Below are 26,029 nucleotides of genomic sequence, written 5' to 3'. Positions count from 1 at the left end.
TTTAGCTCCGGACGACGCCCCGGAGCCGGTTGAGCCGGCCGCCGATCCCCCACCGCGCGACCTTGACCATCGCTTCGCGGATGTTCGAGCCGCTCATCTTCGACACGCCCAGCTCACGTTCGGTGAACGTGATCGGCACCTCGGTGATGGTGAATCCGCTGTTCACGGCCCGCCAGGTGAGGTCGACCTGGAAGCAGTAGCCCTTCGAGTCGACCGCGTCCAGCCCGATCTTCTCCAGCACGCCGCGCCGGTAGGCCCGGTAGCCGGCGGTGATGTCGTGGATTCCGACGCCGAGCAGCAACCGCGCATAGGTGTTGGCGGTCTTGGACAGCACCAGCCTGCGCACCGGCCAGTTTCGTACCGTCCCGCCGTCGACGTAACGCGAGCCGATCGCCAGGTCGGCGCCCGCGTCGATGGCGTCCAGCAATCGGTAGAGCTGCTCGGGAGCGTGGCTGCCGTCGGCATCCATCTCCACGATCACCTCGTAGTTGCGGTCCAGCCCCCAGGCGAACCCGGCCAGGTAGGCCGCGCCCAGTCCGGCCTTGGAGGTCCGGTGCATGACGTGAATGCGCTCCGGGTCGGCGGCCGCCCGCTCATCGGCCAGCGTGCCGGTGCCGTCGGGGCTGCCGTCGTCGACAACGAGGACGTGCACGTCCGGTCGGGCCTGCTGGAGCCGGTCCAGGATGATCGGCAGGTTCTCGAGCTCGTTGTAGGTGGGGATGACCACCAGAGTGTGCAGGCTGGGACGCTCACTCATCGGCGCCGTTCCTCCCGTTCTCCGCATCGGCGCCGGTGCGGCCCCGCTTGAAATGTCGTCGCGTAATCCGACCGCGCATGAAGTTTCCATTTTGCCGTATGGCGGCCAGCAGAGACGCAACGGCCGCTGCGAGCAGCACCCACTGCAGCACCGGCGCCCACCGCGTCGCCGGCGTCAGGGTGGTCTTGAGCCGCACGTGGCTGTCGAGGTAGGCGGGCTCAAAGAAGGCGGTACGGGCCAGCTCACGTCCGTCGGGGGCGATCACCGCGCTGATTCCGGTGGTTCCGGCGACGACGACGTAGCGGTCGTGCTCGACGGCGCGCACCTTGGCAAACGCCAACTGTTGCTCGCTCATCGTCTCGTCGAAGGTGGCGTTGTTGGTCGGTACCGCCAGCAGCTGGGCGCCGGCGAGCACCGACTGGCGCGGCGCGCGATCGAAGATGACTTCCCAACAGGTGGTCACCCCGACCGGGACGCCGGTGACGTGCACCACCCCGTTGCCGTGGCCGGGAACGAAATACCCTGCCCGATCGGCATAGCCGGACAGGTGGCGGAACAGGCCGCGCCACGGCAGGTATTCACCAAACGGCTGCACGATCCGCTTGTCGTGGCTCTCCCCCGGCCCGGTGCGCGGATCCCACACCAGCACCGAATTCGACGCCACCGGATTGTCCCGGCTCCAGCCGGGCGCGGCACGCACCGTGCCCACCAGGATCGGGGCGTCGACCGCCTGGGCGGCGACGGTGATCTGCTGCGCGGCATCGATGTTCGTCAACGGGTCGATGTCCGAGGCGTTCTCCGGCCAGATCACGAACAGTGGCTGCGGGGCGTGCCCGGTCGCGACATCCTCTGCCAGCCGCAGGGTTTCGCGGACGTGATAGTCCAGCACCTCCCGGCGCTGGGCGTTGAAGTCGAGCCCGAGTCGTGGCACGTTGCCCTGCACCGCCGCCACCGTGATCGAGGGTTCGTCGCCGGCTCCCACGCCGGAACGGCGCACCCCCGGCCACACCACGACGGTGGTCAGCAGCACCAGGCAGATACACAGTCCGGGCACCAGCACCGCCGGCGGGCGGTCGGTGGAGCCGGGTGCCGGCGGGTTCCGCAGCCACCGCACGATCTCGATGGCCAAAGCGGTGCCGGCGCAACCGATCAGCACCACTCCGGTCGATAACAGTGGCACGCCGCCGAGCGTGACCAGGGGCAGCAATGGTCCCGCGGTCTGGCCGTATCCCACGGCCCCCCAAGGGAACCCCCCGAACGGGACTACTGACTTCGCCCATTCCTGGGCGGCCCACAGCAGCGCGAACCAGATCGGCCAGCCGGCCAGGGACCGCACTGCCACCGCCGCCGACCCGAATAGGGCGGGAAACAGTGCGCACATCAACGCCAGGATCAGCCAGGGCGCGGCGCCGACCAGCCCGCCCACCCACGGCAGCAGCGGCAGATAGAACGCCAGGCCACACAGCAGGCCATACCCGAAACCCCCGGCAAGGGTGGTCTCTCGGCGAATGAGCACCCAGCTCAGCAGCGCGAGCGCCAAAATCGCGGCCCACCACCAGTTCAGCGGGGGGAAACTGGCACGCAACAACATGCCCGCAGTCACCGATGCGGCCAGCTGCGCCCAGCGATCGGCCGCGGCGATGCCCAGCCGTTCGAGCCGGTTCGGCCCGGCCGGCTCGGCGTGGGTGAGAACCTCGCCGTCAGATTCGGTGGAAACGTCAGCGGCCGGGTCGACGGGGTCCGCCGGGGTTTCCGCTGCCGGTTCCTCGGTGGGCTCAACCATGCAGGACCACACCACGGTGCACCGTGCGACGGCATCGGGGACTGGCGCCGGGCTCGAGCACCGGCAGCGCGGGCACCCGTGCGCGTGGATCGGTCGACCATCGCTGAACGGAGTCGCGAGGTGCCTCAACGGCAAGGGCGCTGGTCTCCCAGACCGCGTAGGAGGCGGGCGCACCGGCCGCCAAGGTCCCGGTGAGGCCGTCGTTGATACCGGCGGCCCGCCAGCCACCGCGCGTCGACGCGGCGAACGCCGCCCGCACCGATACCGCACTGCCCGGCGTGCGGTGGTTCGCTGCGGCGCGCACGGCAGCCCACGGGTCCAGTGCGGTCACCGGGCTGTCAGAACCGAACGCGAGGGGCACGCCTTGGGATGCTAACAGCGCGAAAGGGTTCAACCCGGCGGCTCGCTCGGCACCCAGGCGCTGGGCGTACATGCCGTCCTCGCCGCCCCACTGTGCATCGAACACCGGCTGCATGCTGGCGATCACGCCCCAGGAGCCCAGCTTGGCGGCCTGCTCGGCGCTGACCATCTCCAGGTGCTCCAGCCGATGTCCGCAACGGGCCACCGCGGGCACCCCGAATTTCCCGACCACCCGTTCCAGCGCCGCAACCACCGTGGTGACCGCGGCGTCGCCGATCGCGTGGAATCCGGCCGTCACCTCCGCCTCGGTGCAGGCCCACAGGTGGGCGGTGACGGCGTCGAGGTCCAGATGGCACACGCCGGTGCTGCCGGGGGCGTCGGCGTAGTCCGCGTGGAGCCAAGCGGTGTGCGAGCCCAGCGCGCCATCGACGAACAGGTCGCCGGCGAGTCCGCGTGCACCGGTCTCGGCGACCAGCTGGCGTGCCCGGGCGGCGCTGGTGACGGCCTCGCCCCAGTAGCCGATGACCTCGACGCCGTGGCCGCCTTCGCCCAGGGCCCGCAGTTCGCGCCAGTCGTCGAGACCGCCGATGTCCGGGCCGGCACATTCATGTACCGCGACGATCCCGGCCGCGGCGGCGGCATCCAGTCCGGCCACCCGGGCTTCGGCGCGCTGTGCGGCGGTGAGCAGGGTGCCGGCCACGGAACGGACCCGATGGTGGGCATCGCCGGACAGCGGGACGGCGGCGTCGATCTCGGCCGGCAGTTCCGGCACCAGGTTGCGCAACGCCGTCGAGGCCAACGCGGAGTGGACGTCGGCGCGAGACAGGTATGCGGGTCGATCCCCCACCACGGCGTCGATCGCCGCGGTGTCGGGGGCACGACCGTCGGGCCAGCCGGATTCGTCCCAGCCATGTCCGCGGATCGGTTCACCCGGATGGGCTGCGGCGTAGTCGGCGATCAGTTGCAGGCAGTGCTGCGCCGAGGTCGCCGCCCGAAGGTCCAGCCCGATGCGGCACAGTCCGGTCTCGGTGAGGTGGACGTGACTGTCCACGAAAGCCGGCGTCACCAGCGCGCCGTCGAGTTCGATCACCTCGGCCTGCGGGAACTGATCGCGGCCGACGTCGTCGCTGCCCAACCAGGCCACCACCCCGTCCCGGACCGCCATCGCGGTGGCGTCGGGATGACTCGGGCTGTGGATTCGCCCGCCGAGCAGCAAGGTGGCAGGCCTGCCGGTCACAACGGTCACGACGTAGAACGTACGGGTTGGCGCAGGCTGCCGGTCAGGCGACCGGAAGGCCGCGCGGCCCGGTGTCGGTGACGTCGACGAATTCGGCGTCGATGTAGTCGGTTCGGCTTCCGGGTGGCCGCCGCGTGGTGTACCACTGCCGACCGACCGTGGCCGCAGCCACCAGCGGGGTATGCCTGCCCAGCGTGGTGGCCGCCACCGCCGCCAGCAGCGGACGGGCGACGGCCCGGGTCGGGGGCGCCAACAGCAGCAGACCCACCAACGAGGTCACCGGTCCCGGAACGAGGACCAGCACGCTGCCGGCCGTGACCAGCCCGCTGTCGGCGAGAACACCCGGGCCGGCGGGCGTGCGCAGGCGGCGGATCTGCCGCCTGATCTGCCCGCCTGCCAGCACTACCCCGGCCAGGAAGAGCCCCAGCAGCAGCAACGCCATCCAGCCGAACCCGATCGCCCAGATCAACGCGGCGACCGCCGCCAGCTCCACCAGGGCGTAGAGACCGAAGATCCGCAGCACACCGCTCACCATGCCATCCCAACGTTCGGGCCGGTGATGTGGTTCCAGCCCATCGCGACGACGTGCCGGGACGGCAATACTGATGCGATGACGAGGATCCAACTCGAGGCGCCCGCCGGCCCCATCGATGCGCTGCTGGACGCTCCGGCGGGGCCCGGGCCGTGGCCCGGTGTGGTGGTGATCCACGACGCGATCGGCTACGGCAGGGACATGCAGGCCATCTCCGAACGTATCGCGGGCGCGGGTTACCTCGCGCTGTCGCCGAATCTGTACTCCCGGGGCGGCCGGGCGCGCTGCATCACCCGGGTGTTCCGGGAACTGCTCACCCAGCGCGGCCGCGCCCTCGACGACATCTTGGCGGCCCGCGATCACCTGCTGGGCATGCCCGAGTGCTCGGGTGCGGTCGCCATCGCCGGCTTCTGCATGGGCGGCCAGTTCGCATTGATCTTGGCGCCCAAGGGTTTCGGGGCCTCCGCCCCGTTCTACGGGGTGCCGTTGCCGCGCCACCTCGAACAGACCCTCGATGGGGCATGTCCTATCGTGGCCAGCTTCGGAGGCCGCGACCCGATGGGCCGCGGCGCCGCCGATCGGTTACGTCGGGTGGTCGAAGGCAAAGGCATCGCCCACGACATCAAGGTGTATTCCGGCGCAGGCCACAGCTTCGCCAACGAGCTGCCGGCCCAGCCGCTGATCCGCATCGCCGGTTTCGGCTACAACGAGGCCGCCGCCACCGACGCCTGGGACCGCGTGTTCGGCTTCTTCGGCCAACATCTGCACCCCACAGGGTGACCGTTTCGCCTTGACCGCTTAGGCCGGACCGCCGGCCGCCGCCAGCACCCGCGGAAACAGCACGTTGTTCTCTTTATGCACGTGCAGGTGGATGTCGGACTCCAAGTCCGCCAGACCAGCCAGCATCGCGGTGTAGCTGGCGCAGGCATCCGCTGGGACGCGGTAGCCGTTGGTGAGCTCACGCAGTTCGGCCAGCAGGTGACCGGCATTGTCATGCTCCTGCTGGTTCTCGGCCAGTTCGGTGCGCACCTCGTCGGGCAGCGGCGTACCCGATCCCCCGGCATGCAGGCTGATCTGCGGAAACAACCGCGTCTCTTCGGTGCGCAGGTGCGGCTCCATGCCGCCGCGGAGCCGATGGAAGACCTCGCTGACCCGCAGCAGCTCGCCGTGGTTGGGACCGTGCACCCGCGCCACCTTGTCCACCAGCTCCGCCAACCGCGGGAACTCCTCCCACAGGARCCGGTGGTGGGTGCTGACGATGTGGGCGATCAGCGAGGGGTCGTCGTAGTCCGCCCAGTCGGCCGGCTGCCCCGGAGATGCGCCGTTGAGTGCGGCCAGCAGTTCCTCGGCGTCGACGCCGTCGGCGGCGCACGCCGCGCCCAGGGTGCGCTGACCATGGCAGCAGAAATCGATCCCGAACCGGCTCAGGATGCGGGTCGACGACGGGTCGGCGGTGACGATGTCACCGAGAATCTGATCGGAAGTGACGGTTGCCATGGTGGCTCCTAGAGATCGGGGTTGCGATCCAACCATGCACATTTAAATGAACAAAGTCCATTATATGTGATGTAGTCGATCACTCCCGATCTGCCGGGGTCAATGCGAGCCCGACGTTGGTCCGCATGCCGCCCCGCAGCTTGCTGAAAAAGTTGAACACCGGCCCGATCAGCTTGTAACGCTTGCCGATTGCTGCATAGACGGCGCCGTTGTCGGCTTTGTCCAAGATTGTGGCGACCGCCTCGATGGCTTCGCTCTTGGGTCGTCCCCGCACATCGCACACCGCCAAGGTCACTCGCGGGGTGTTGCGGACGCGCTTGACCTTCCAGGACGACTCCTGGGTGATCACCAGCAGTCGGTCGCCGTCGGGCGCGGCCCACACCGGGGTCGGCTTGGGCCGGCCGTCTTTGGTGAACGTGGTCAGCAGCAAATAGTCAGACTTGGCGATCTGGGCGAAAGTCGGGGTCATGGCCGCGAACTTACCCGCCCAGAGCCCCGGGTCCCTTTTCCTGGCTAGGTACGGGTCCGGCTCCGCGGCGACAGCGGCGCACGCCCAACAGTTACAGCGGCGGGCGGTTGGCGATGGGATGCAAGTCGGCGAGCTTGGGCAGCTCGGACTTCGGCTGCTCCGCATCGACGAAGTCAGCGACGGCATCAAGGGTGATCAGCCCGTAGCGCACCAGCAGATCAACCGCGTTCAATCCGAAGTGAGTGGCAACTCGGATCAGATTGTCGGCGGTGATCAAGCGCCCTTCGTGTGCGGCCTTGTAGTAGGCGGACTTCCGATATCCGAAGGCCTCGTATACCTCGGTTGCCGGAAGCGGCCTACCGACCAGGTAAGGCAGCACGACCGACGGGTCCTTTTTACGATCGTCCATGGATGTACACTCTAGTCCTGTCAGGCGGGAAGAGATCAGAAACCTATGCCAAAACTCTTCGCGTATTCCCACAACCCGGTATGTCGGGTTCCGAGACATTCTACGGAGCCCCCGGTTGCGGGCCTGCGCGGACCCCCCGTTTGTTAACGCGGCATCCGGCGCCACACAGATTGCGGCAGCGTTCTGAGCACGGCGAACAGTGGGCGCAGGGCCCACGGCACCCATACGGCGCGACGGCCCTTGCGCAGGGCCCGGGCCGCCGCCAGCGCCACCTGCTGCGGGGTGCTCGCCAGTGGAGCGGGATCCATGCCGGTGGTCATCCGGCCGACGACGAAACCCGGTCGCACCAGCAGCAGGCGCACGCCCGTGCCATGTAGTGCGTCGGCGAGCCCGCTGGCGAAGCCGTCGAGTCCGGCCTTCGCCGAGCCGTAGACGTAGTTGGCCCGCCGGACCCGTACCCCCGCCACCGAGGAGAACACCACCATGCGGCCCCGGCCGGCGGTGCGCATGGCCGCCGCCAGGTGGGTGAGCAAACTGATCTGGGCGACGTAGTCGGTGTGCACGACGGCCACCGCGTGCGCCGCATCGCACTCCGCGCGGGCCTGATCGCCCAGCACGCCGAACGCCAACACGGCGGTGCCGATCGGACCGTGCTCGGCGATCAGTTCTGCCACCAGAGGGCCGTGGGCGCTCACGTCGTCGGCATCGAACTCTTTGGTGTGTACCGCGGTCGCGCCGGCCGAGCGCACCGCGGCGACTTCGGCCTCAAGCCGCTCGGCGGAGCGCGCCGCCAGCACCACCGTCGCGCCGGGCGCCAGCTGCTGCGCCAACTCGAGGCCGATCTCACTGCGTCCGCCGAAAATCACCACCGGCCCGTCAACCGTGTCGCTCACGGCAGAGATTATCGCCTGCGCTAGCGTGGGCGGTGATGGCGAACGCAACGACTCGACTCACCAGTGACGCGTTGGCGTTTCTCACCGAACGCCACCTGGCGATGCTGACCACGTTGCGTGCCGACAGCTCGCCGCACGTGGTCGCGGTGGGGTTCACCTTCGACCCGAAAACCCACATCGCCCGGGTGATCACCACCGGCGGATCGCAGAAGGCGGTCAACGCCGAACGCGCCGGGGTCGCCGTGCTGAGCCAGGTCGACGGCGCGCGCTGGCTGTCCCTGGAAGGCAGCGCCACGGTCAACGACGCCCCCGCGGCGGTTCGTGACGCCGAGCTACGCTACGCCCAGCGCTACCGGACCCCGCGGGTCAATCCCCAGCGAGTGGTGATCGAAGTGCAGGTGGAGCGAGTGTTGGGTTCTGCCGACCTGCTCGACCGCGGCAACCGCTAGCCGGTCGCCCGGTTCACCGGGACCACCACCAGGTCGTGCGGCCGACTGTTCAGTGATTCCACGCCGTCGGCGGTGACGATCACGATGTCTTCGATGCGGGCGCCCCACTTGCCGGGAAAGTAGATGCCGGGTTCGACCGAAAACGCCATCCCCGGCCGGAGCGTCTCATCATTGCCCGCAACGATGTAGGGCTCTTCGTGCACCGAGAGGCCGATGCCGTGGCCGGTGCGGTGCACAAAGTATTCGGCCAGACCGGCCTTCGCCAGCACGTCGCGGGCCGCCGCGTCGACCTGTTGCGCCGTCATGCCCGGGCGAACGCTGGCGACCGCGGCACGCTGCGCCTCCTGCAACACCGAATAATGTTGCGCTACCTCGGGATTCGGCTCGCCCAGGCTGTAGGTCCTGGTCGAGTCGGAATGGTACCCGGGCTCGACCGGCCCCCCGATGTCGACGACCACGATGTCACCGGCCTGCAGCACCCGCTCGGAGCACTCATGGTGCGGGTCGGCGCCGTGCGGGCCCGAACCCACGATGATGAAGGCCACCTCCGAATGACCTTCGGCCACGATCGCCGCGGCAATGTCGGCGGCCACGTCGGCTTCGGTGCGGCCCGCCACCAAGAACTCCGGCACCCGCGCATGTACCCGGTCGATCGCCGCGCCGGCCTTGCGCAGGGCATCGATCTCGCTGGGGTCTTTGATCATTCGCAGATCACGAAGGACGCCCGTCGCCAAAACGGGCGTTGACCCGAGCACGTCGACCAATGGCAACAGGTGCAGCGCCGGCATCGAGTCGGTGACAGCAACAGCCGACGACGATGCTGCGCCCAGCGCCTCGCCCACCATGCGATAGGGGTCTTCGCCGTCGACCCAGTCCCGCACCGCCACCCCTAGGTCTGCCATCGCGGATTCGCGCAGCGCGGCCAGCTCCAGCCGCGGCACCACCATGGTCGGAGAACCGGAGGCCGGCAGCACCAGCGCGGTGAGCCGCTCGAAGGTCTGCGCCCGCGACCCGGTCAGGTAGCGCAGGTCGTAACCGGGCGTGATCACCAGGCCGGCCWGGCCGGCTTTCGCGGCCGCGGCGGCCGCGGCAGCCAATCGGTGGGCGTAGACACTGCTTTCGAAGCGGGAAGTCACGCACATCAGGCTATCGGGCGCACCTAAATGACGGTCCAGCTCGCCTCTCCTCCGTCGAGCCTTGCCAACCGCCGGCCAATAGGCTGGCACCCATGACTGCTCCGGTGTTGCTGCTCGACGGTGCCAGCATGTGGTTCCGTTCCTACTTCGGGGTGCCGTCCTCGATCACCGCACCCGACGGCCGGCCGGTAAACGCGGTGCGCGGCTTCTTCGACTCGGTTGCCACCCTGATCACCCGCCAGCGCCCCAGCCGGCTGGTGGTCTGTCTGGATCTGGACTGGCGACCGCAGTGGCGGGTGGACCTCATCCCGTCTTATAAGGCGCACCGGGTGGCCGAAGAGGTGCCCGATGATTCAGACATCGAAGAGGTGCCCGACGAGCTGAGCCCGCAGGTGGAGATGATCGCCGAGCTGCTCGACGCGTTCGGCATCACCGCGGGTGGCGCACCCGACTTTGAGGCCGATGACGTGCTGGGCACCTTGGCGGCCGCCGAACAACGCGACCCGGTGATCGTCGTCAGCGGTGACCGCGACCTGCTGCAGGTGGTCGCCGACCAGCCGGTCGCGGTGTCGGTGCTCTATCTGGGCCAAGGACTGGCCAAGGCGACGTTGTTCGGCCCGGACGAGGTGGCCGAACGCTACCGCCTGCCGCCGGAGCGGGCCGGGGCTGCCTACGCCGAAATGGCCCTGCTGCGTGGTGACCCCTCCGATGGGTTGCCCGGGGTGGCCGGCATCGGTGAGAAGACGGCGGCCGGCCTACTGACCCAGTACGGCTCGCTCGAAGCAGTGCTGGCCGCCGCCGCTGACCCGGGATCGCCTATGGCCAAGGGGGTTCGGGCCAAACTGCAGGCGGGACAGCCCTACATCGAGGCCGCCGGTCCGGTGGTACGCGTGGCCACCGACGCTCCGGTCACGCTGTCGACACCGTCGGACACCCTGCCGCGGGTGGCAGCCGACCCGGCGCGGGTCGCCGAATTGGCGGAGCGCCTGGGAGTCGGTTCCTCGATCGCCCGGCTCCAGCGAGCGCTGGACACGCTGCCGGACTAAGCCAGCCGGTTAATGCGGCCTATTTGGGCCGGCCGACCTCATAGGTGCCCGAGTTGTCCTGGAAGGTGACGGTGACCTGACGCTTGGTCCCGTCGATGCTGACCTCGCAGTTGAAGGTGTCGCCCTGCTTGACCACCGGGCTCTGCCCGTTGTTGCAGCGGACGTCCTTGACGTTCTTGGCGCCGTAGCCGTTGGTCTGGTCGGCCAGGATCTGCTGCACGCCTTCCTGGGCCTTGTCGATGTCGAGCTTGGTGGTCACGAAGAAACCCGGCTTCCAGAAGCCGAGCACCAGCAGCACCAGGACGGCGACACCCACGCACCCGGCGAGCACCGAGCTGACCATCCCGGACGGGCGCTTGGTCGCGGTGCCCGGCGCCGGGTATTGCCCCGGCTGCTGCGGGTACTGACCGTACTGGCCTGGCTGGCCTGGCTGACCGTACGGCGACGGCTGACCGTACTGGCCCGGCTGGCCGTAGGGCGACGGCTGACCGTATTGGCCCGGCTGGCCGTACGGCGACGGCTGACCGTACTGCTCGGGCTGCGGGTAGCCGGGATATTGCTGCGGCGCCGACGGGTACGCGCCCTGCTGCGGGTATTGGGGGTACTGCTGCGGCGTGTAGGCCGGGGGCTGCCATTGCTGCTCAGCTCCGGTCGCGGGACCCTGTCCGGTGCCCTGGTCCTCGGGCTGACCGGGCTGCTGAGGCTGCCACGGCTGCGTCGGGTCGTATCCCTGCGGTCCGCTCATCGTTGTTCCTCAAGTCCTCTCACGTAGCGGGTGCTGATCACCGCCGGCTCTCCACCGTAGCGCCCGGACCAGCCTACCCGGCGTCAACGGCAACGACCCCGCGCAAAACCGTGTCGATCGCCTGTTTTGCGGTGGCCCGCAACTCCGGACTGGGGGCCGCATTTCGCAGCTGATCCAGCAGGTCGAGCACTTGCCGGCACCAGCGCACGAAATCACCCGCTGACAGCGGCGTTCCCGCGCCGGCCGCATCCGACGCGGCCAGTGCCGAGGCCAGATCGCCGCTGCGGGCCCACCGGTAGACCGCGGCGACGAACCCGTCGTCGGGTTCGCGGGTCGGGTTGATGCCGTGCCGGCGCTCGTCGGCCCGCAGTGCCGCCGAGAGTTTGCGGGTCTGGTGCAGGGCGCGGCGCACCGCTTCGGTTGGCGCCTGCAGGGTTGAGAGTCCGCCAGCGCCGCTGGAGTCCTGGCCGCCGCGGGTCTCGTAGAGCACCGCGGAGACCACCGCCGCCAGTTCAGCGGGCTTGAGACCCTGCCATGCCCCGGTGCGAAGGCACTCGGCAACCAAAAGGTCGCTCTCGCTGTAGATCCGGGCCAGCATCCGGCCATCGTCGGTGACGCGGGGACCGCCATCCCCCGCGTCGACCGCGTCAGCGCGCGTCTGGTCGTCGTCGCTGCGCTCGGTGTCGGCGCCGGCGCGAATGAAGCCGCGTTCGGACAGCAGCCCGACGATGCGGTCGAAGGTGCGCGCCAGCGAATTGGTGGCCGCCTCGACCTTCCTGCGCAACTGCGCGTTGTCGGCCTCCACCCGCAGGTAGCGCTCGGCGATACGCACCTTGGCTTCACGATCCGGCGCATCGTGAACGGGATGGTCGCGCATGCGCTGGCGCAGGGCCGCAAGTTCTGGATCCACGGGTGACTCGTCTGCGTCGCCGCGGCGCTTGCGCGAGCTGGGCACATCGAGGCCGGCGGCCGCCGATCGCAGTGCCGAGGCCAGGTCGCGGCGGACACGCGGCTGGCGGTGCTCCACCCGCTTGGGCAGGCTCATCGTGCCGATCGGCGGGACGGCACCCGAATAGTCGGCCGAGGAGATGCGGCCGGCCCAGCGATGCTCGGTGAGCACCAGCGGGCGCGGCTCGTCTGACTCCCGATCGGCCTGCAGCACCACCGCCAGCCCGCCGCGGCGGCCGTGGCTGAGATTGATGATGTCGCCGCGGCGCAACGACGCCAGGGCGTCACTGGCGGCCCGACGGCGCTGCAACCGGGAAGCGCGGGCGTGAGCGCGTTCGCGTTCGGAGATCTTCGCCCGCAGCCTGGCGTAGTCGAGTACGGCTGAGTCGCGCCCGCCGAACTCGGCGGCGATCTCGTCCAGGGTGCGCTCGCCGCGATCGGCGCTGCGCACCAGGCCGACGACAGACCGGTCGGCCTGGAACTGGGCGAAGGACTGCTCCAGCAGCTGATGGGCCTGCTCGGGGCCCATGTGCAGGACCAGATTGATCGTCATGTTGTACGACGGCGCGAAGGAGCTGCGCAGTGGAAAGGTACGGGTGGACGCCAGCCCGGCCACCTGGTCGGGGTCGGCGGTGCTCTCCGCGGGGTGCCACAGCACCACCGCGTGGCCTTCGACGTCGATGCCGCGCCGGCCGGCCCGGCCGGTCAGCTGGGTGTACTCCCCCGGCGTCAGCGCGGCGTGCTGCTCCCCGTTGAACTTCACCAGCCGCTCGAGCACCACCGTGCGGGCCGGCATGTTGATGCCCAGCGCCAAGGTTTCGGTGGCGAACACGGCTTTGACCAACCCCGCGGCGAACAGCTCTTCGACGGTGTGGCGAAACACCGGCAGCAGTCCGGCGTGGTGACCGGCCAGACCACGCAGCAGCCCCTCCCGCCATTCGTAGTAACCCAGCACGTCCAGGTCGTCGTCGGCCAGATCGCCGCAGCGGTGGTCGATCACCTCGGCAATACGGGCCCGCTCGGATTCGGTGGTCAGCCGCAACGGCGAGCGCAGGCACTGCTTGACCGCGGCGTCGCAGCCGGCCCGGGAGAACACGAAGGTGATCACCGGTAAAAGGCCCGCGGCGTTGAGGACGGCGATCACGTCCGGGCGCATCGGCGGCCGGTAGGTCGGCCGGTCTGGGCGGCCCGCGCCCCCGTGCCGTGTTCGACGCGAGCTTCCCCAGTCGGTGAGCCGGTCGGCTTCGCGGCGATGGGCGATGTGGCGCAGCAGCTCGGGGTCCACTCGCGGTTGGCCACCCGCGGCGCGGGCGTCGGAATGGGACTCGAACAGATCGAAAAGCCGCTTGCCGACCATCATGTGCTGCCACAACGGCACCGGGCGATGTTCGTCGACCACCACGGAGGTGTCGCCGCGCACAGTCTGGATCCAGCCGCCGAATTCCTCGGCGTTGCTGACCGTCGCCGAGAGGCTGACCAGCCGTACCTCCTCGGGCAGGTGCAGGATGACCTCTTCCCACACCGCGCCGCGCATCCGGTCCGCCAGGAAGTGCACCTCGTCCATGACAACGTGGGAAAGGCCTTGCAGCGCCGGTGAATTCGCGTAAAGCATATTTCGCAGCACCTCGGTGGTCATCACCACCACCGGCGCATTCGAGTTGATCGACAAATCGCCGGTCAGCAGTCCCACGCGGTCTTTGCCGTACCGGGCCACCAGATCGGTGTGCTTCTGGTTGCTCAGCGCCTTGATCGGCGTGGTGTAGAAGCATTTTCCGCCGCCGGCCAGCGCCAGGTGGACCGCGAACTCGCCGACGACGGTCTTGCCGGCTCCCGTGGGTGCGCACACCAGCACTCCCCGACCGTCCTGCAGGGCCTCGCAGGCCCGACGCTGAAAACCATCCAGCCCGAAGGGCAGTTCCGCGGTGAACCGATCCAGCTCGGTCTGTCCGGGCGTTTCCGGTGGACTAGTCATGTGGCGTGGTGACCGGTGTGGGCGCGTCGATGGGCGAGGCTTGCTCGTCGTCAAGGGCGGTGGCTGCTTCCCGCTTGGCCTTGCGCCTGTCGTGGAGCCGGGCGATCTGGATGGCGAACTCCTGTAACAGAGTCAGCGTGCAACCGAGCACGATCATCGAGAACGGGTCCGAACCCGGGGTGAAGAACGCGGCGAACACGAACATCGCGAAGATCAGCCCGCGCCGCCACTCTTTGAGCCGGGCGTAGCTGAGGACGCCGACCATGTTGAGCATCACGATCAGCAGCGGGAACTCGAAGCTGATCCCGAACACCACCAGCAGGTTCAGTAGGAACCCGAAATAGCGGTCGCCGGACAGCGCGGTCACCTGCACGTCGCTGCCGACGGTCAGCAGAAAGCCGAGCGCCTTGGCCAGCACCAGGTAGGCCAGGATGGCGCCGGTGACGAACAGCACGGCCGCCGAGACGACGAACACCACCGCGAAGCGCCGCTCTTTGCGGTAAAGCCCCGGGGTGATGAACGCCCACAACTGGTAGAACCAGACCGGGCAGGCCAGCACGATACCGGCAGCCAAGCCCACCTTGAGACGCAGCATGAACTGGTCGAACGGCGCCGTGGCCAGCAGCCGGCACTGTCCGTCGGGCGCGATCGCCGCACGCGCGGACTCCGGCAGCTCGCAGTAGGGATGACGCAGCCACTCGCCGAGGCTTTCCAGCCCGAAGAGCGGTTGGGTGTACCAGACAAAGCCGATGATCGTGGTGAGCACGATCGCGGCCATCGAGATCAGCAGCCGGGTACGTAGCTCCCGCAGGTGGTCGACGAGCGACATCGTCCCGTCGGGATTGGTGCGGCTACGCCGCTGACGGGGGTCGAGCCGCCGCAGAACTCCGAGCGTGCGCACAGTCGATTGGGGCGCGGTCGCCGCGACGGCGGAACCGGGTTACGCCGACTGGCCACCGGCCGCCGGCGGATCGACCCGCTCGGACTGGACGGTGGTCGAGGTGGCAGTCGAATCGGGCTTGCTCTCGTTCTGCAGCTCGCGGACCTCGGACTTGAAGATGCGCAGCGACTTACCCAACGAGCGTGCCGCATCGGGCAGTCGCTTGGCGCCGAAGAGAATGATCACGGCGACGGCGAGGATCGCCAGGTGCGACGGTCCTAAAGCGTTCACTTTGGTTACCTCCAGACGTCGCCACGATGCTACCGCAGCTCATTGGCCCGGCGGTTCAGCGAGGCTCGACGAAGGAGAGGCGAAGCTGGGACCGCCGCATCAACCCGGCGGTTCAGCGAGGCTCGACGAAGGAGAGGCGAAGCTGGGACCGCCGCATCAACCCGGCGGTTCAGCGAGGCTCGACGAAGGAGAGGCGAAGCTGGGACCGCCGCATCAACCCGGCGGTTCAGCCGGAGGCTCTAACCCGGTGGTGCATCCCGTGGCCGGGTGTCTTCCGTCCAGCTCTGGCCGTCGAAGTAGCGCAGCTGCGCAGCGTCAGCCGGATCGGGATACCAGTTCGGAACCACGGGCAGTTGCTCAGTGTGCGTCGCTCTGGCCTTGACCAGAAAAACGATGGCCACCACGATTCCTACCATCACGGCCAGGAAGACGAGGTCGGCCACCAAGGTTCCGGCGTTGTAGACCGTCACAGGCTGACCTCATACATCGCCAGTGCGGCGGTCGACGCGTCACGTAGCCCTGTGACGACCGATTCCGGTGCCTTGACCTGCACCTCATCGCCCATACCCAGCAGCAGCCGGATCAGCCACTCATCGGACGCGTAGGTCAGCCGGGCTTCGCGCCAGCCGTCGGCGAGCTCGCCGAGATCCTGCATCGGGTAGTACTCGAACATCCACGCCGCCGACGGCGCCACCCGCACGATGGCGACCGGCAGTGACGGGTCGGCGTCGAACAGCGAGGTGTCGGTTTCGGCCTGGCGCGCCGGCTCCGGCGGCGCCGACGGTTCGTCGAGCAAGCGGACCTCGTCAATGCGGTCGAACCGGAACAACCGCACCCCCTCGGAGTCGCGGCACCACGCCTCCAGATAACTGTGTGCGCCGATCAACACCACCCGGATCGGGTCCACGATCCGATGCGACACGCTGTCCCGCGACGCCGCGTAGTAGTCGATCGCCAACGCTCGGTGTTGCTGGACGCCGTCGCGGACCACGTCGGCGGCCGAGGCGTCGTGCGTGACCGAGACGGGCGCCGCTGGTGCTGCGGCACCGGCGGCCTCCTCGATCTTGGCGATCGCACTGCGGGCGGCCCGCGGGTCGACGATCCCGGGCATGTCGACCAGGGTGCGCAACGCCATGAGCATGACCGTGGCCTCACGCGACGTCAGCCGCAACGGCCGATCGACACCGGCGGATTCGAACACGTCCAGGCGATCTTCATAGAACGTCACGTCGATCAGGTCGCCGGGCCCGTAACCGGGCAGGCCACACATCACCAGCTGCTGCAGGTCGCTCTGCAGCTGGCTGAGGCTCACGCCGAGTTCGGCGGCGGCCTGTTTCTTGCTGATCCCGGGGCGAGCTTTCAGATACGGCACCATGTTCAGCAGCCGGACCAGGCGTTTCGACAGCTGGGTCACACCGGCACCTCCCCCACGCGCGCGCTCAGTCGCGCCACCACATCGTCGCGCAGCGACGGCGGGTCCAAGACGATGGCGTCGGCCCCGTAGCCGGCGATCTCCCGGGCCAGCCGGTCATGGGTCCCTATATCGACGCCGATGATGTCGCCGTCGCGGCCGGCGAGGGCCTGGCGGGCGAGTACGGTGCCGGCCCGGCGCAGCGCCACGGCACGGCCATCGGCGACCCAGATGCGTGCCTGCAGCCCGCTGGGTGCATCGCCGACCGCCTCGGCGACGATCGCGCGCAGGTCGGCGTTGTCGGGCCGGGTGACGGCGCCGGTGGGCCCGATCGGCCGAACCTCCGGACCGATCCGCGACAGCCGGAAGGTGCGTATCGCGTTGCGGTCGCGATCGTGGCCGACCACATACCAGCGGCCGGTGTGGGTGACCACTCCCCACGGCTCGAGGGTGCGGGTGACATACGGCTCGACCGGTGAGGGCCGGTGCTCGAACTGCACAGCCTGCCCGTTCTGGACGGCGTCCATCAGCGCGCCCAGCGCCGGCTCGGCCCGGTGTATACCCGGGAGCGCTGCGGGTGTCGCCACCAGCACGTCGGCCTGCCTCGGGTCCACCTCGACTCCGGCGGCATGCAGTTTGGCGACGGCACCTTCGGCGTTGGCGCGCAGCTCCGGTGACTGCCACAGCTGAACCGCGACCGCCACTGCGGCGGCCTCGTCGCGGGTCAGGTCGATGGTCGGCAGGGCGTAGGCATCGGGGTTGATCCGGTAGCCGTCCACCGTCTCGAAGGCCGACACTTTGCCGGTCTCCAGCGGAATGCCCAGGTCACGCAGCTCGTTCTTGTCCCGCTCGAACATTCGGGAGAACGCCTCGTCGCTGGGGTTGTCGCCGTAGCCCTGCACGGTGGCTCGGATCTTCTCGGCGGTCAGGTAGCTGCGGGTAGCCAGCAACGCGATGACGAGATTGAGGAGTCGCTCGACTTTCGCGGTCGCCATGACAAGACAGGATAAGGGCTCGCGGCGTGGTGGTTGTTCAGATGTGGGTCGCCGGCGTGCATGCCATGCCCGGGAAGTCCCAGGTGCTGCATTGGTAGTCCGAGAATTCGGGGTCTTCGGCGCGCGGCTGGCCGGGGAGATCGGTGCGTGCCGTCATCTTCGCGCCGTACACGCCCGGGTACAGCGGCATCAACCGGTCGTCGTTGGGAAACGCCACCGAGAAGCTGTCGCCGGTGTGCACCGCACGGGTCTCGGCGTAGGTGAGGGTGTGCGACGGGCCGGCCAGCTCCAACGGCGCTCCGGACGCCGTCAGGTGCATCTGCAGGGTCAACGGCGTGCCGGGAAGATCGGTCCGGCAATCGCTGACGTCGACCCGGCTGCCCATGTAGTCGGCACCATTGACCGAGTAGACGAACGGCTTGGCCACGCTGAACTGGCAGATGACGACGCCGCCGGCGTGCGCGGCCGGTGACCCGGCCAGCGCGATGCCCAGCGGGATGAGGGCGGCCAGGCCGCTGAGCCGAGTCATCACCGGTTCGCTACATGCTGGCGATCAGGCGCTTGACCCGCTCGTCGACCGACCGGAACGGGTCCTTGCACAACACGGTGCGCTGGGCCTGGTCGTTGAGCTTGAGGTGCACCCAGTCAACGGTGAAATCGCGTCCGGCTGCCTGGGCGGCACTGATGAATTCGCCCCGGAGCTTGGCGCGGGTCGTCTGCGGCGGGGTGTCGATCGCCTCGTCGACTTCCTCGTCGGTGGTGATGCGGGTGGCCAATCCCTTGCGCTGCAGTAAATCGAACACTCCGCGCCCGCGCTTGATGTCGTGATAGGCCAGGTCCAACTGGGCGATCTTGGGATCGGACAGCTCCATGTTGTAGCGATCCTGGTAGCGCTGGAACAGCTTTCGCTTGATCACCCAGTCGATCTCAGTGTCCACCTTGGCGAAGTCCTGGGTTTCCACAGCGTCAAGCTGGCGGCCCCACAAATCGATGACCTGCTCGAGCTGGGGGTTGCTGGCTCGGGTCTGCACGTACTCCACGGCCCGCCCGTAGTACTCACGCTGGATGTCCAGGGCACCGGCTTGGCGTCCGCCGGCCAGCCGCACCGGCCGCCGGCCGGTGACATCGTGGCTGACTTCGCGGATCGCCCGGATCGGGTTGTCCAACGAGAAGTCCCGGAAGGGCACCCCGGCCTCGATCATCTCCAGCACCAGGGCCGCGCTGCCCACCTTGAGCAGCGTCGAGGTCTCGGACATGTTGGAGTCGCCAACGATGACGTGCAGCCGCCGGTACTTCTCGGCGTCGGCGTGCGGCTCGTCGCGGGTGTTGATGATCGGCCGCGACCGAGTGGTGGCGCTCGAGACGCCTTCCCAGATGTGCTCGGCACGCTGGGACAGGCAGAACGTGGCAGCCTTGGGGGTCTGCAGCACCTTGCCGGCGCCGCAGATCAGCTGACGAGTCACCAGGAACGGCAGCAGCACGTCGGAGATCCGGGAGAACTCCCCGGCCCGCACGATCAGGTAGTTCTCGTGGCAGCCGTAGGAGTTGCCGGCCGAATCGGTGTTGTTCTTGAACAGGTAGATGTCGCCGCCGATGCCCTCATCGGCCAGCCGCTGCTCGGCGTCGATCAGCAGGTCTTCGAGGACGCGTTCACCGGCCCGGTCGTGGGTGACCAGCTGAATGAGGTTGTCGCACTCGGCGGTGGCGTATTCGGGATGGCTGCCGACATCCAGGTACAGCCGAGCTCCGTTGCGCAGGAACACATTCGAGCTACGTCCCCAAGACACCACCCGGCGGAACAGATAGCGCGCCACCTCGTCGGGCGACAACCTCCGATGGCCGTGGAAGGTGCAGGTGACACCGAACTCCGTCTCAATGCCCATGATTCTGCGCTGCACGTCATCGAGCGTACTTGCTGAACCAACCCGACGGGGCTCAGCGAGGTTGGTGGCGTGACTATCAGGCCGGTGGGTTGACCGGGGCCTCGACGTTTTCCAGCACCACTTCGGCGACCTGGCGCATGGTGGTCCGCTTATCCATCGCCGCGCGCTGAATCCACTTGAAGGCCTCGGGTTCGGTGAAGCCGTGTGCGGTCTGCAGCACGCCCTTGGCCCGCTCGACGAGCTTGCGGGTTTCCAGCTGGTCGGAGAGGTTGCTGACCTCGCGCTCCAAGGCGGTGATCTCCTCGGCCCGACTGAGCGCCAGTTCGATGGCCGGGACCAGGTCACCGGCGGTGAACGGCTTGACCAGGTAAGCCATTGCCCCGGCGTCACGGGCGCGTTCGACCAGGTCGCGCTGGCTGAACGCGGTCAGGATGACGATCGGAGCGATCCGCTTGGCGGCGATCTCAGACGCCGCGTCGATGCCGTCGCGGCGCGGCATCTTCACATCTAGGATCACCAGGTCCGGGCGCAGCAGTTCGGCCAGCTCGACGGCCTCCTGCCCGTCGCCGGCCTCGCCCACCACCTCATAGCCCTCTTCGCGCAGCATCTCGGCGAGATCCAGCCGGATCAGCGCCTCATCCTCGGCGATCAGCACCCGCCGGGCTGGGCGTGGGCTGCTGTCGGACGTGGGCTCGGTCATCCCCCTATTCTGTCGTGGCTGCCGGCTGGGGCAACCCCGAGGGGCATCGTCTAAGGTAGGAAGCCGCGCGTCAGCGCTGGGCCCTCGTATCCCAACTGGCAGAGGAAACGGATTCAAAACCCGTGCAGTGTGAGTTCGAATCTCACCGAGGGCACCACGAACGTCAGGTTGAATGCCGCTGGCCGAAGGCCTAACTGACCAGCGCAACCTCATACCTCGAATTCGCTATAAGGCGCAATGCCCCGCGGACGGCTCCTTGCCAACCGGTGAGCCGCTAAGTCCCGAACGAATCGTCATTGTCGCCCCCTACCGACACCGCCGAAATTAGACTCGGGCACGCCGGGACTGGCAGCCGAGGAGGGCCCGTTGAGGAAATCCGTGCTGGGTGTGCTGGTGGTGCTGCTGGGCGTGTCGGTCGGCTTTCTCTTGTGGATCTCGAACCACGCGCACGACACCAAGTACGTGCAGGCCAAGACTCGCGGGCAATACGACGACGCGTCATCCGGCCATGACGGCGGCATCGGCGGCAATCTCCTGCAACGCGACCCACTGCAGGAGATTGCTCGCGAGCCCAGCTACGACGACTGCGAATCGTGCAACTTGCCCTTTGTCCCGTTTTTCGGGACGCGGGCCGGGATCAACTGCGAAATAAATTACCGGCGCGGGGAACTGCCCGATGCGGCCTACTGCATGTCGGTGAATCCGCCGCAGCACGTATCGATGGACAGCGACGGGGAGTTGTCGATGTGCAGTGACAGCGTCAACTGTTTGTCCAATCCCCCGTTCGATCAACCGATTCTTCCGTTCGGCCAGAGCGCGGCTGCCGGACCGTTCACCTGTCAATCGGAAGCCGCCGGGGTGACCTGCACCGTCGAGTCATCCGGACGTGGCTTCGTGATCTCAAGTTCGGGTATCGAAGCCGTCGGGTGACGCTGCGTCAACGCGGCGAGTACATGATCACGCCCACCCCGATCAGACAGATCAGCGCCCCCACGATGTCAGCACGGTCGGGCCGGAAGCCGTCGAACGCCATCCCCCAGGCCAGCGAGCCGGCGACGAACACCCCGCCATAGGCGGCCAGGATCCGGCCGAACTGGGCATCGGGCTGCAAGGTGGCCACGAAGCCATAGAGCCCCAGGGCGATCACCCCGGCACCGGCCCAAAGCAGGCCGCGGTGCTCCCGCACCCCCTGCCACACCAGCCAGGCCCCGCCGATCTCGGCGACGGCAGCCAACACGAACAGCGCGACGGAACGCACAACCATGAGCGCCGACCCTAGACTCACGCTCCCGACCTGGTGAAACCGCCAACGGCCCAGCTCAGCGGATTAGGCTGTCGCTTGTGTCCGTCAAGCGGTTCCTCGCGGTGCCGGCCGAGGCTTCCAGCCCCTACCGGCGCACACACTGCATACCGGCCCGCACCCGCCATTACACGGCGCGGGTGTCGCAGCGGCTGCGGATCCTCAAGCTGGCTGCCGGGCTGGCCGCGCTCATCAGCGCGGGCTGGGGAATGCTGGAGATCTGGGTTGATCCCGCCTACTGGTGGATCGGCGCGATCAATCTCGTCGCCGCGGCCGGGCTGGTCCTGACACCGCTGCTCTACCGCTACGGCGAGCTTCTCGCGCCCCTGACCTTCGTGGCCATTGCCTACTCGACGACCGCCGTCGTCTGCTGGATGGTGGGCACCGGCTCGGGGATCCAGTTCTATTTTCTGGCCTCGGCGTCGATCAGCGTGCTGATTCTGGGCGTGGACCGGATCAAACTGGCAGCCGTGGTGGCCGGCATCGGTGCGGGGCTGACCATTGCCCTGCAGTTCCTGGTCCCCGCCGACAACGTCCACCAACCGGAGTGGCTGCACAACCTGTCCTACGTGCTGGTGGTCGTGTCGGCCTGCTTCATGGTGGTCGCCACGGTCTGGTTCGCGCTGCGCGAGATCTCTCACGCCGAAGCGGCGATGGAGGCCGAGTACGAACGGTCCGAAGCGCTGCTGGCCAACATTTTGCCCACCGCGGTCGCCGAGCGACTGAAAAACCCGGCGGTGGACGTGATCGCCGACAGCTACCCCGACGCCTCGGTGCTGTTCGCCGACATCGCCGACTTCACCCGACGGGCCAGCCAGACCGACCCGGGCCAGCTGGTCGGGTTCCTCAACGAGCTCTACAGCGACTTGGACCGGCTCGTCGATCAGCACGGCCTGGAGAAGATCAAGACCAGCGGCGACTCCTACATGGTGGTCAGCGGCGTTCCGGACCCGAGACCCGATCACCTGCACGCGCTGGCGCGGCTGGCGCTCGACATCGCCGCGACCATCGCCGACCTGCGCGATCCGCTGGGCCGGCCGGTGTCGCTGCGGATCGGTTTGGCCACCGGCCCGGTGGTGGCCGGGGTCGTCGGCCACCGCCGGTTCTTCTACGACGTGTGGGGTGACGCGGTGAACCTGGCCTCGCGGATGGAGTCAACCGGCGCCCCGAACCGCATCCAGGTGCCGCAGCCGGTCTATGAACGACTCAAAGAGGACTTCGTGTTCGAGGAGCGCGGCGACGTCGACGTCAAGGGCAAGGGCGTCATGCGCACCTGGTTTCTGGTTGACGCCCGTACCCCGGCCTCGCGCGGTCCGGCGCCCCGATCGCTGTCGGCGACCTCAGCGGGCTGATCCGGTGGTTCAGCGAGCCTCGACGCAGGAGAGGCGAAGCTGGGACCACCGCATAAACGGGTGGTTCGGCCGATTTCGGTAGGGTGCCGAATCAGGTCGTCCCACAACGCTGAGGAGCGCAATGCGAAGGCTTTTGGCCGTGCTCGGTTCGCTGGCCGGTCTGGCCACCACCGTGAACGGGTATCGCCCGCTGACCAAGCGCGGTTATCCGTCGCTGTACGCGTTCGCCTTCGGCTTGTTCGCCTCGGAGCTGCCGTTGCAGCTCATCGCCGGACATTCCGCGGCGTTGGCGGCGGTGAGTCGGCGGTTGTCGCCGCGGGCTCGGCGGACCAGCTGGCTGCTGTCGGCGCTCTCCTGGCTGGGCTTAGTGGGGCTGAATTATGCCGGCCGTACCGCCAATAGACCGTTGACCGCGGCGCTGGACGCCGAACTCGGTGCGGGACGACGCACCGAAAGCCGGGATTTGTGGAAGCGGCCGGGGTCGGACGCGGAAATCGCCAAGGCACCCGGCGTGGTGCGCATGATGCGGGTCTACCGGGACTACGCCTCCGACTCCGACATCCCCTACGGCGAGTACGGCGGCCGCAACACGCTCGATGTGTGGCGGCATCGCGACCTGCCTCGTGATGGTCGCGCGCCGGTACTGCTGCAGATTCCCGGTGGTGCCTGGATGGTGGGAAGTAAACGCGGACAAGCACATCCGCTGATGGCCCACCTGGTCGAACGCGGTTGGGTGTGTGTGTCGATCAACTACCGGCTGAGCCCCCGCTCCACTTGGCCTGACCACATCATCGACGTCAAGCGGGCCTTGGCGTGGACCAAAGCCCACATCGCCGACTACGGCGGCGACCCGGACTGGGTCGCGGTGACCGGGGGCTCCGCAGGTGGTCACCTCTGCGCTCTAACCGCTCTGACCGCAAACGATCCGCGTTTCCAACCGGGTTTCGCCGACGCCGATACCAGCGTGCGGGCGGCGGTCCCGTTCTACGGCATCTACGACTTCACCGGCGAGACTGGATTGCACCCGCTGCTGACCCCGGCATTGGGGGCCTACGTGTTCAAGCAGAGCCGGCGGCGCTTCCCCGATACCTACCGCGACGCCTCCCCGATGACGTATCTATCTGCTGATGCGCCACCGTTTTTCGTGCTGCACGGAACCAATGATTCGCTGGTGCCGGTGGAGCAGGGCCGAGCATTTGCCGAGCGGCTACGGGAAGTCAGCACGAGCCCGGTCGTCTATGCCGAGTTGCCGTTGGCCCAACACGCTTTCGACATTTTCGGCTCGCCGCGGGCCGCGCACACGGCGGTAGCCGTCGAGCAGTTCCTCGCCGAGGCTTATGCGAGGCAGACCACGCAGGTCATCTCGGGCCGCTGAGGCGGCCAATGCCCGGCCGGAACGCCACATCTGTGCCAGACTTCGACCATGGAAACATCGCTTTCGCGCCTGCTGCCGAATCTGTGGAAGTCGACACTGGTTTCTGGTGTCTTGGCCCTCGTCTTGGGCGTGCTGATCTTGGTCTGGCCGGGCCGGACCATCATCGCCGCCGCTGTGCTGCTCGGTGTGTATCTGGTGGTCACCGGAATCGCGCAGTTGATCTTCGCGTTCAGCCTGCCCGTCATGTCCGCCGGCGGACGCGTGTTGCTGTTCCTCAGCGGCACCGCGTCGGTGATTCTGGCGGTCCTGTGTTTCCGGCACTTCAACTCCGACGAAGAAGCACTGGCGGTGCTGCTGCTGGCCATCTGGATCGCGGTCGGCTTCATCTTCCGTGGGGTGGCGACTGCCGTGGCAGCCATCAGCGACCCGGCGCTGCCGGGCCGGGGTTGGCAGATCTTCACGGGCGTGGTCAGTCTGCTGGCCGGTCTGGTGACGCTGGCGTCACCATTCGCGTCACTATGGGTGCTGGCGGTGGTCGTCGGCAGCTGGCTCATCGTCATCGGCATTGTCGAGGTCGTCACCGCACTCAAGATTCGGAGCGCTTCACACAAGGTCGGTACTACGCTGCCGGCCGGGTAGCGGCGTCAGGCGACCCGCGGCCTGATTGCCCCGTCGCGGGTACCCTTGAATTCTGACCTGTTTGATACCTGCGTGAAGCTCTGATCTGGAGTCTGCTCAATGCCCGAGTCCGGCATGCCCTCGCTGTCGCCTGAGTCTCAGCAATCCTGGCCGTCGCCCGGTCCCAGCTACCCTCCGCCGCCGGGCTACCCGTATCCGCCGGTGCCCGGGCAGTACCTCGGCTATCCCCCCGCGGCGGTACCGCCGGTGCTCAAGAACGGGGCGGGCATCGCGGCCCTGATCGTTGCGATCGCCGGGATCGTGACCGCGTTGTCGGTGATCGGTGGGGTGGGACTGGGCTTGGCGGCTGTCGTGCTCGGACTGATCGGCCGTGGCCGGGCCAAGCGGCGGGAGGCTGACAACGGCGGCGTCGCACTCGCCGGGATCATTTTGGGTGCGCTGGCGGTGATCGCCGGCATCGGCTGCATCTTCGTATATGTCGGCATCTGGCGGACCGCTGGCGCCGGCGACTATGTGGCGTGCATGAGCAAGGCCGGTTCGGACACCGACGCCCAGCAGCAGTGCACCGAACGATTCCGGGAGCACTTCGAGAACACCTTCGGCAGCGGCGCCGACGCGCCCATGGTGCAGGAGGAATCGGACTCCGCGCTGATGCCGGCCTAGCGGGAACTGCTAGCGCGGCGAAGCCGGGCGACGCAGGTTCGCGCCATGGGAACTAGCGCTTAGACGGTATGGGGGGCTGGGGCCTCACTCACATGTGACCGTGGGTTGCCGACAGGAATCAGGTCCTGGCCGGTAGAGCCACAAGATGTGGGAGGCCCCAGTGAAGGTTCAGCGTACGAGTGTTGGTTTGGATGTGCACGCACGTTCGGTGATCGGGTGTGCATTGGACGGGGATACCGGTGAGGTATTCGAGCGTCGGCTGACCCCTGATTACGGGGAGATCCTGGACTGGTTGCGGTCATTGCCG

28 protein-coding genes, 1 tRNA gene and 1 pseudogene are annotated in these 26,029 nt (G+C 68.1%); 10 read left to right on the top strand and 20 right to left on the bottom strand.

Going from position 1 to position 26,029, the window contains the following annotated elements; all coding sequences use genetic code 11:
• Position 1: 1 nt before the first annotated feature.
• From EJK91_RS13945 to EJK91_RS13930, 4 genes are all read right to left on the bottom strand, one after another.
• A complete protein-coding gene (locus EJK91_RS13945) occupies positions 2–757 on the bottom strand; it encodes a polyprenol monophosphomannose synthase (protein ID WP_024441258.1) in 756 nt (251 codons plus the stop codon).
• Complete coding sequence (lnt, locus tag EJK91_RS13940) at positions 750–2,540, bottom strand: apolipoprotein N-acyltransferase (RefSeq protein ID WP_125079224.1); 1,791 nt, start codon at positions 2,538–2,540, stop codon at positions 750–752. Before lnt ends, EJK91_RS13945 begins: the two co-directional genes overlap by 8 nt.
• Positions 2,533–4,065, bottom strand: coding sequence for an amidohydrolase (locus EJK91_RS13935; RefSeq protein WP_125079238.1), 1,533 nt, complete (start codon positions 4,063–4,065; stop codon positions 2,533–2,535). Before EJK91_RS13935 ends, lnt begins: the two co-directional genes overlap by 8 nt.
• A 115-nt stretch (positions 4,066–4,180) precedes the next feature.
• The gene (locus tag EJK91_RS13930) at positions 4,181–4,669 is read right to left on the bottom strand and encodes an FxsA family protein (RefSeq protein WP_241178701.1); all 489 of its coding nucleotides are present in this window, start codon (positions 4,667–4,669) and stop codon (positions 4,181–4,183) included.
• 78 nt (positions 4,670–4,747) lie between these two features.
• Here EJK91_RS13930 and EJK91_RS13925 point away from each other — a divergent pair, with 78 nt between their 5' ends.
• Entirely contained in the window at positions 4,748–5,449 is a 702-nt protein-coding gene (locus tag EJK91_RS13925) for a dienelactone hydrolase family protein (protein WP_046300870.1), read from the top strand.
• 18 nt (positions 5,450–5,467) lie between these two features.
• On the opposite strand, the gene ric is transcribed toward EJK91_RS13925, so the two are convergent.
• From ric to EJK91_RS13905, 4 genes are all read right to left on the bottom strand, one after another.
• Positions 5,468–6,166 (bottom strand): iron-sulfur cluster repair di-iron protein, encoded by a 699-nt coding sequence (gene ric / locus EJK91_RS13920; RefSeq protein WP_125079222.1) that lies wholly within the window; start codon positions 6,164–6,166, stop codon positions 5,468–5,470.
• Between the two features lie 79 nt (positions 6,167–6,245).
• Complete coding sequence (locus EJK91_RS13915; protein WP_024441252.1) at positions 6,246–6,635, bottom strand: PPOX class F420-dependent oxidoreductase; 390 nt, start codon at positions 6,633–6,635, stop codon at positions 6,246–6,248.
• 91 nt (positions 6,636–6,726) lie between these two features.
• On the bottom strand, positions 6,727–7,044 hold the full coding sequence (locus EJK91_RS13910; protein WP_024441251.1) for a hypothetical protein: 318 nt from the start codon (positions 7,042–7,044) through the stop codon (positions 6,727–6,729).
• Between the two features lie 143 nt (positions 7,045–7,187).
• Positions 7,188–7,937 carry an SDR family NAD(P)-dependent oxidoreductase gene (locus EJK91_RS13905; protein WP_024441250.1) on the bottom strand — a complete coding sequence of 250 codons (750 nt, stop codon included), beginning with the start codon at positions 7,935–7,937 and terminating at the stop codon, positions 7,188–7,190.
• Positions 7,938–7,972: 35 nt separating this feature from the next.
• On the opposite strand from EJK91_RS13905, the gene EJK91_RS13900 reads away from it, so the two are divergent.
• Entirely contained in the window at positions 7,973–8,386 is a 414-nt protein-coding gene (locus EJK91_RS13900; RefSeq protein ID WP_024441249.1) for a F420-dependent biliverdin reductase, read from the top strand.
• Here EJK91_RS13900 and EJK91_RS13895 read toward each other — a convergent pair.
• Entirely contained in the window at positions 8,383–9,528 is a 1,146-nt protein-coding gene (locus EJK91_RS13895) for a M24 family metallopeptidase (RefSeq protein WP_125079221.1), read from the bottom strand. The two genes, EJK91_RS13900 and EJK91_RS13895, sit on opposite strands and share 4 nt — an antisense overlap.
• An 86-nt stretch (positions 9,529–9,614) precedes the next feature.
• On the opposite strand from EJK91_RS13895, the gene EJK91_RS13890 reads away from it, so the two are divergent.
• Positions 9,615–10,568, top strand: a complete 954-nt coding sequence (locus EJK91_RS13890; RefSeq protein WP_125079220.1) for a 5'-3' exonuclease — start codon at positions 9,615–9,617, stop codon at positions 10,566–10,568.
• Positions 10,569–10,587: 19 nt separating this feature from the next.
• Here the strand turns inward: EJK91_RS13890 and EJK91_RS13885 are convergent, their stop codons facing one another.
• The 10 genes from EJK91_RS13885 to EJK91_RS13835 form a co-directional block, all read right to left on the bottom strand.
• A complete protein-coding gene (locus EJK91_RS13885) occupies positions 10,588–11,313 on the bottom strand; it encodes a DUF4333 domain-containing protein (protein WP_046300866.1) in 726 nt (241 codons plus the stop codon).
• Positions 11,314–11,386: 73 nt separating this feature from the next.
• The gene (locus EJK91_RS13880) at positions 11,387–14,233 is read right to left on the bottom strand and encodes a DEAD/DEAH box helicase (protein WP_125079219.1); all 2,847 of its coding nucleotides are present in this window, start codon (positions 14,231–14,233) and stop codon (positions 11,387–11,389) included.
• Entirely contained in the window at positions 14,226–15,134 is a 909-nt protein-coding gene (gene tatC / locus EJK91_RS13875) for a twin-arginine translocase subunit TatC (RefSeq protein ID WP_046300864.1), read from the bottom strand. The genes EJK91_RS13880 and tatC overlap by 8 nt, the downstream gene beginning before the upstream one ends.
• Before the next feature lie 39 nt (positions 15,135–15,173).
• Positions 15,174–15,404, bottom strand: coding sequence for a Sec-independent protein translocase subunit TatA (gene tatA / locus EJK91_RS13870; RefSeq protein WP_046284045.1), 231 nt, complete (start codon positions 15,402–15,404; stop codon positions 15,174–15,176).
• Between the two features lie 239 nt (positions 15,405–15,643).
• Positions 15,644–15,874 carry a DUF2510 domain-containing protein gene (locus EJK91_RS13860; RefSeq protein ID WP_024443075.1) on the bottom strand — a complete coding sequence of 77 codons (231 nt, stop codon included), beginning with the start codon at positions 15,872–15,874 and terminating at the stop codon, positions 15,644–15,646.
• Complete coding sequence (locus tag EJK91_RS13855; RefSeq protein WP_024443076.1) at positions 15,871–16,818, bottom strand: helix-turn-helix transcriptional regulator; 948 nt, start codon at positions 16,816–16,818, stop codon at positions 15,871–15,873. Before EJK91_RS13855 ends, EJK91_RS13860 begins: the two co-directional genes overlap by 4 nt.
• Positions 16,815–17,810, bottom strand: coding sequence for a helix-turn-helix transcriptional regulator (locus tag EJK91_RS13850; protein ID WP_125079218.1), 996 nt, complete (start codon positions 17,808–17,810; stop codon positions 16,815–16,817). The genes EJK91_RS13855 and EJK91_RS13850 overlap by 4 nt, the downstream gene beginning before the upstream one ends.
• A 37-nt stretch (positions 17,811–17,847) precedes the next feature.
• Positions 17,848–18,339, bottom strand: coding sequence for a hypothetical protein (locus EJK91_RS13845; protein ID WP_046301790.1), 492 nt, complete (start codon positions 18,337–18,339; stop codon positions 17,848–17,850).
• A 10-nt stretch (positions 18,340–18,349) separates the two neighbouring features.
• A complete protein-coding gene (gene pafA / locus EJK91_RS13840; RefSeq protein WP_024443079.1) occupies positions 18,350–19,708 on the bottom strand; it encodes a Pup--protein ligase in 1,359 nt (452 codons plus the stop codon).
• Between the two features lie 61 nt (positions 19,709–19,769).
• A complete protein-coding gene (locus EJK91_RS13835; protein ID WP_024443080.1) occupies positions 19,770–20,393 on the bottom strand; it encodes an ANTAR domain-containing response regulator in 624 nt (207 codons plus the stop codon).
• A gap of 80 nt (positions 20,394–20,473) precedes the next feature.
• Between EJK91_RS13835 and EJK91_RS13830 the strand changes: the two genes are divergently transcribed.
• Positions 20,474–20,550 (top strand) — tRNA-Leu (locus tag EJK91_RS13830).
• Between the two features lie 209 nt (positions 20,551–20,759).
• A complete protein-coding gene (locus tag EJK91_RS13825) occupies positions 20,760–21,323 on the top strand; it encodes a hypothetical protein (protein WP_125079217.1) in 564 nt (187 codons plus the stop codon).
• A 7-nt stretch (positions 21,324–21,330) separates the two neighbouring features.
• Here the strand turns inward: EJK91_RS13825 and EJK91_RS13820 are convergent, their stop codons facing one another.
• Positions 21,331–21,657, bottom strand: a complete 327-nt coding sequence (locus EJK91_RS13820; protein ID WP_046301791.1) for a YnfA family protein — start codon at positions 21,655–21,657, stop codon at positions 21,331–21,333.
• A 77-nt stretch (positions 21,658–21,734) separates the two neighbouring features.
• Between EJK91_RS13820 and EJK91_RS13815 the strand changes: the two genes are divergently transcribed.
• The 5 genes and pseudogenes from EJK91_RS13815 to EJK91_RS22435 all read left to right on the top strand — a co-directional run.
• A complete protein-coding gene (locus EJK91_RS13815; protein ID WP_024443083.1) occupies positions 21,735–23,045 on the top strand; it encodes an adenylate/guanylate cyclase domain-containing protein in 1,311 nt (436 codons plus the stop codon).
• A gap of 121 nt (positions 23,046–23,166) precedes the next feature.
• Positions 23,167–24,420, top strand: coding sequence for an alpha/beta hydrolase (locus tag EJK91_RS13810; RefSeq protein ID WP_125079216.1), 1,254 nt, complete (start codon positions 23,167–23,169; stop codon positions 24,418–24,420).
• 30 nt (positions 24,421–24,450) lie between these two features.
• Positions 24,451–25,059: an HdeD family acid-resistance protein gene (locus tag EJK91_RS13805; RefSeq protein WP_444850821.1), complete on the top strand. Its 609-nt coding sequence runs from the start codon at positions 24,451–24,453 to the stop codon at positions 25,057–25,059.
• 99 nt (positions 25,060–25,158) lie between these two features.
• Entirely contained in the window at positions 25,159–25,722 is a 564-nt protein-coding gene (locus EJK91_RS13800) for a DUF4190 domain-containing protein (RefSeq protein ID WP_036458242.1), read from the top strand.
• A 145-nt stretch (positions 25,723–25,867) separates the two neighbouring features.
• A pseudogene (locus EJK91_RS22435) lies at positions 25,868–26,029 on the top strand (IS110 family transposase); the annotation flags it as partial.

Origin of the sequence: Mycobacterium sp. P7213 (assembly GCF_900604305.1) — a bacterium.
GTDB lineage: Bacteria > Actinomycetota > Actinomycetes > Mycobacteriales > Mycobacteriaceae > Mycobacterium.
This window is presented reverse-complemented; position numbering and strand designations above follow the sequence as displayed.

Excerpts from the sequence above, each read along its gene's own strand:
- EJK91_RS13880 (WP_125079219.1), bottom strand. The coding sequence starts at position 14,233 with ATGACTAGTCCACCGGAAACGCCCGGACAGACCGAGCTGGATCGGTTC.
- EJK91_RS13885 (WP_046300866.1), bottom strand. The coding sequence starts at position 11,313 with ATGAGCGGACCGCAGGGATACGACCCGACGCAGCCGTGGCAGCCTCAG.
- EJK91_RS13890 (WP_125079220.1), top strand. The coding sequence starts at position 9,615 with ATGACTGCTCCGGTGTTGCTGCTCGACGGTGCCAGCATGTGGTTCCGT.
- EJK91_RS13900 (WP_024441249.1), top strand. The coding sequence starts at position 7,973 with ATGGCGAACGCAACGACTCGACTCACCAGTGACGCGTTGGCGTTTCTC.
- EJK91_RS13925 (WP_046300870.1), top strand. The coding sequence starts at position 4,748 with ATGACGAGGATCCAACTCGAGGCGCCCGCCGGCCCCATCGATGCGCTG.
- EJK91_RS13935 (WP_125079238.1), bottom strand. The coding sequence starts at position 4,065 with ATGGCGGTCCGGGACGGGGTGGTGGCCTGGTTGGGCAGCGACGACGTC.
- EJK91_RS13945 (WP_024441258.1), bottom strand. The coding sequence starts at position 757 with ATGAGTGAGCGTCCCAGCCTGCACACTCTGGTGGTCATCCCCACCTAC.
- EJK91_RS13800 (WP_036458242.1), top strand. The coding sequence starts at position 25,159 with ATGCCCGAGTCCGGCATGCCCTCGCTGTCGCCTGAGTCTCAGCAATCC.
- EJK91_RS13845 (WP_046301790.1), bottom strand. The coding sequence starts at position 18,339 with ATGACTCGGCTCAGCGGCCTGGCCGCCCTCATCCCGCTGGGCATCGCG.
- lnt (WP_125079224.1), bottom strand. The coding sequence starts at position 2,540 with ATGGTTGAGCCCACCGAGGAACCGGCAGCGGAAACCCCGGCGGACCCC.
- EJK91_RS13820 (WP_046301791.1), bottom strand. The coding sequence starts at position 21,657 with ATGGTTGTGCGTTCCGTCGCGCTGTTCGTGTTGGCTGCCGTCGCCGAG.
- EJK91_RS13810 (WP_125079216.1), top strand. The coding sequence starts at position 23,167 with ATGCGAAGGCTTTTGGCCGTGCTCGGTTCGCTGGCCGGTCTGGCCACC.
- EJK91_RS13835 (WP_024443080.1), bottom strand. The coding sequence starts at position 20,393 with ATGACCGAGCCCACGTCCGACAGCAGCCCACGCCCAGCCCGGCGGGTG.
- EJK91_RS13915 (WP_024441252.1), bottom strand. The coding sequence starts at position 6,635 with ATGACCCCGACTTTCGCCCAGATCGCCAAGTCTGACTATTTGCTGCTG.
- EJK91_RS13910 (WP_024441251.1), bottom strand. The coding sequence starts at position 7,044 with ATGGACGATCGTAAAAAGGACCCGTCGGTCGTGCTGCCTTACCTGGTC.
- EJK91_RS13850 (WP_125079218.1), bottom strand. The coding sequence starts at position 17,810 with ATGGCGACCGCGAAAGTCGAGCGACTCCTCAATCTCGTCATCGCGTTG.